The 3735-nt window shown below is 65.8% G+C and carries 3 protein-coding genes; all 3 read left to right on the top strand.

From position 1 onward, the window contains the following. Nucleotides 1-29: 29 nt before the first annotated feature. The 3 genes from JYJ84_RS30960 (at nucleotide 30) to fnr (ending at nucleotide 3731) form a co-directional block, all read left to right on the top strand. Complete coding sequence (locus tag JYJ84_RS30960) at nucleotides 30-1976, top strand: PAS domain S-box protein (RefSeq protein WP_240201927.1); 1947 nt, start codon at nucleotides 30-32, stop codon at nucleotides 1974-1976. Continuing rightward, nucleotides 1973-2620: a response regulator transcription factor gene (locus JYJ84_RS30955; RefSeq protein WP_174962675.1), complete on the top strand. Its 648-nt coding sequence runs from the start codon at nucleotides 1973-1975 to the stop codon at nucleotides 2618-2620. Before JYJ84_RS30960 ends, JYJ84_RS30955 begins: the two co-directional genes overlap by 4 nt. 337 nt (nucleotides 2621-2957) lie before the next feature. Further along, complete coding sequence (fnr, locus tag JYJ84_RS30950) at nucleotides 2958-3731, top strand: fumarate/nitrate reduction transcriptional regulator Fnr (protein ID WP_175220430.1); 774 nt, start codon at nucleotides 2958-2960, stop codon at nucleotides 3729-3731. Nucleotides 3732-3735 lie beyond the last annotated feature (4 nt).

Here is a 3735-nt window from a genome sequence, read left to right as displayed (position 1 = left end):
CCTTCAAGGCCGGGCCGGCTCCGCGCAGGATTCGGCCCGCGCGATACGCGACCCTGGCCGCGCTGCTGACGCTGGCGCTCGGCATGGCGGCGTCGTTTGCCGCCTCCCGGCTTCTGCAGAACCGGGCGCAGGAAGTCGCCCAGGCGCGCTTCGCACAATCGGCGACGCTCGCGACGTCCGACCTCCGGCGCAGCCTCCTCGGCGCCGCGACCGTGTTGCGTGGCGCGCGCGGCTTCGCATCGACGCTGGCCGTGCCGCAATCCGGCGACGCGTGGCGCCGCTACCTTGCCGGTCTCAATCTGGACGGTTTGCAGTCGCCCGTCCGCAGCGTCGGAAGAATCGAGCCGAGCGCCGCTGACGACAATCAGGCGACCCGGCTGGCGCTGCAGCGAACGGCGGAAAGCGGCAAGGTCGCGCTGGCCGCGAACGCGATCCAGGACAGCACGGACGCGACGATCGCCCGCACGGCACTGACGCTGTATCTGCCGATTTATGCGAACGCTGAAGACGAGGCTTCGTCCGGGCTGCAACATGCGCGCGCGACTGGATACGTTTATGCGGCGCTCGATCCGGAGCGTCTTGTCGATCCATCGGTGCTGGAACGGCTGCACGTGGACATTACGGCCGACAACCCGGCAGCGCCCGTTTATTCCGGCGGCTTCGGCGGCGACGACGGCGCTGCCGCCCGCAACGTGCTCACGCGAACGGATGCGTTGACGTTCGGCGGCACACCGCTTTCGCTGCGCTACAGTGCGCCGCCCGCCGACACGTCCGGATCCGCGATGGCCGTGCTGGTGGCCGGATTCGCGCTGTCGCTGATACTGGCCGCCCTCGTGCAGCAGGTCGCTGCCAGGCGAATGTCCGCCGCCGTGGCCGTTGGCGACGGCCAGCCGACCGAGGCCAGGATGATGGGCATCATCCGGTCATCGATGGAAGCCATCATTACCGTCGATGAAAGTCAGACGATCGTGATCTTCAATCCGGCTGCGGAACGCGTGTTCGGCGTCTCCGCCATGGAGGCGATCGGTGCCCCGCTCTCCCGCTTCATCCCCGAGCGCTTCCGTGCCGCGCACACGCGTCACGTCGAACAATTCGGCGTGACGGGCGTGTCGGAGCGCCAGATGGGACAGCAACGCGTGCTGTTCGGCCTGCGCGGCGACGGCTCGGAGTTTCCGATCGAGGCATCGATATCGCAGATTCGCGACGGCACGGGCAAGCTGTACACGGTCATGCTGCGCGACGTCACCGAGCGCGTCCGGGCGGAAAATGCCCTCAAGCAGTCGCGCGAGGAACTGCGCGATCTGTCCGCCAACCTGCAGAACGTGCGGGAGGAAGAAAAAACGCGGATCGCGCGTGAACTGCACGATGACCTCGGCCAGCAACTCACCGCGCTCAAGATGGATCTCTCCGCCGTCGAACTGGGGCTCGCGGGCATCGTCGCCCCCCAAACCGGCGTGCGCGAGCAGTTGGGCGGCATGCATCGCCTGATTGATTCGACCGTTGCGTCGGTTCGACGCATCGCGGCCGATCTGCGGCCGGTGATGCTCGACGACCTCGGTCTCGTCCCGGCGATCGAGTGGCTGGTGAACGATTTCACGCATCGCTACAAGATCACGGTCGACCGGGACATCACCCCTGCCGATACCGCGTTCACCAGCGCCGGGGCCACCACGCTGTTCCGCATCGTGCAGGAGGCGCTTACCAACGTCGCGCGGCACGCCGATGCGACGCACGTGACGCTCGCGTTGAAAGTGGAAGACGGCTACTGCATGCTGCGCATCGCGGACAACGGTCACGGTGCAACGGAAAGCGCTCGCGACGAGCATGATCGTCCGTCGTTCGGGTTGATCGGCATCCGCGAACGCGCGCATATGCTCGACGGCACGGTGACGATCGACAACCGGCCCGGAACGGGGTTCACGATTACAGTGGCGTTGCCGCTTCACGCCATCCAGCAAGGAGATGTGCTGTCATGATCAGGGTACTCATCGCCGACGACCACGCCCTCGTCAGGGACGGCCTGCGGCACATCCTGCAGAGCGCAAGCGGGTTCGAAGTCGCGGGCGAAGCCAGCGACAGTGCGTCCACGATCGCGCTCGTGCGTGACACGGCCGCGAATGTCCTGGTGCTCGACCTGTCGATGCCTGGCCGGAACGGCGTCGAGCTCATCAAGCAGATCAAGGACGAGAAGCCGGCCTTGCATATCCTCGTGCTGACGATGCACGCCGAGCAGCAATACGCGGTGCGCGCCTTCCGCGCCGGCGCGTCCGGCTACATGACCAAGGAGAGCGCGAGCGCCGAGCTGGTCGCGGCACTGACCAAGATCGCGGCCGGGGGCGTCTATGTCAGCCTGACCATGGCCGAACAGTTTGCGCAGAGCCTGAACGAACCGACCGATCTCCTGCCGCACCAGCGCCTGTCCGACCGTGAGTTCGACGTGTTCCGGCGTGTCACTACCGGCGAGTCGATTTCCGAAATCGCGGAGGCACTTTGTGTCAGCGTCAAGACGGTCAGCACGTACAAGACGCGGATTCTCGAGAAGATGCAGATGCCGAACGACACGGCGCTCGTACGCTATGCGATGCGCCACAAGCTGTTCGACGATCCGGACGATCTCTGATGCGGCTGCGGTTCGCGGCCGGTGCTCCCACACGTCGCCCGAGACAGAATGCCGCACCCGTGTAGGAAACCGCCTACAACGCTTCCAAGTGCCCTACCGCATCTTCAACGCCTGCTGATTTCCTTGACGCCGCGCAACATCCATACTCCAGATCAAGAAAAACAAGCACGCGCCTCGCGGAGCAACGGCGGCAATCGCCGTCGGGACAGGTCTCCCGGCCCGTAGGGCGCGGTGCTTCCCCTATGAGGGCGGCTACCACCAGAGCCGCCGGCGCTACCACCAGCGCGATCCCGCCGCACGGCGCTTCGCCGCTGTCCCCAACATACTGGAGCCGATCATGCAGAGTCATGCCAATGTTTCGCCGACCATGCCGTTACGCCCGTTCATCCCGTTGCATCCCGTCGAACGGGCGGAACAACCGAAACGCGCCGCGTCCCGCTGTTCGACGTGTTCGTTGCGCACCGTCTGCATGCCGGCTGACCTTTCGCCCGACGATTTCGCGCGTGTCGATGCGATGATCTGCACGACGCGGCACGTCAGACGCGGCGAAACGCTGTTTCGCGCGGGCGACGCGTTCAACAGCATCTATGCGGTGCGGACCGGGTCGTTCAAGACCGTCGTGATGCATCGCGACGGCGACGAGCAGATCACCGGCTTTCAGATCGTCGGTGAATCGCTCGGGCTCGACGGCGTGCACACCGGGCACCACAACGGCGATGCGGTCGCGCTCGAGGACAGCACCGTCTGCATCATTCCGTTCGGCCAGCTCGAGCAGATGTGCCGCGAGGTGCGGCCGATGCAGCATCACGTGTACCAGATGATGGGCGGCGAAATCGTCCGCGAATCCGCGCTGATGCTGCTGCTCGGCACGATGACCGCCGAGCAGCGCGTGGCCGCGTTCCTGCTGAACCTTTCCTCGCGCTTCAAGGCGCGCGGCTACTCCGCCGCCGAATTCGTGCTGCGGATGACGCGCGACGAGATCGGCGAGTATCTCGGGATGAAGCTCGAAACGGTCAGCCGCATGCTGTCGAAGTTCCAGCACAACGGGCTCGTCGCCGCGCAAGGCAAGCAGATCCGCATCGTCGATCCGGAAGGCCTCGGGCGGATCTGACCGC

Source organism: Burkholderia sp. LMG 13014 (genome assembly GCF_905232215.1).
Taxonomy (GTDB): Bacteria; Pseudomonadota; Gammaproteobacteria; order Burkholderiales; family Burkholderiaceae; genus Burkholderia.
The sequence above is the reverse complement of the archived record's forward strand: the minus strand, read 5'-3'. Positions and strand labels throughout refer to the sequence as shown.

Coding starts and splice junctions, on each gene's coding strand:
- JYJ84_RS30955 (WP_174962675.1), top strand. CDS start 1,973: ATGATCAGGGTACTCATCGCCGACGACCACGCCCTCGTCAGGGACGGC.
- fnr (WP_175220430.1), top strand. CDS start 2,958: ATGCAGAGTCATGCCAATGTTTCGCCGACCATGCCGTTACGCCCGTTC.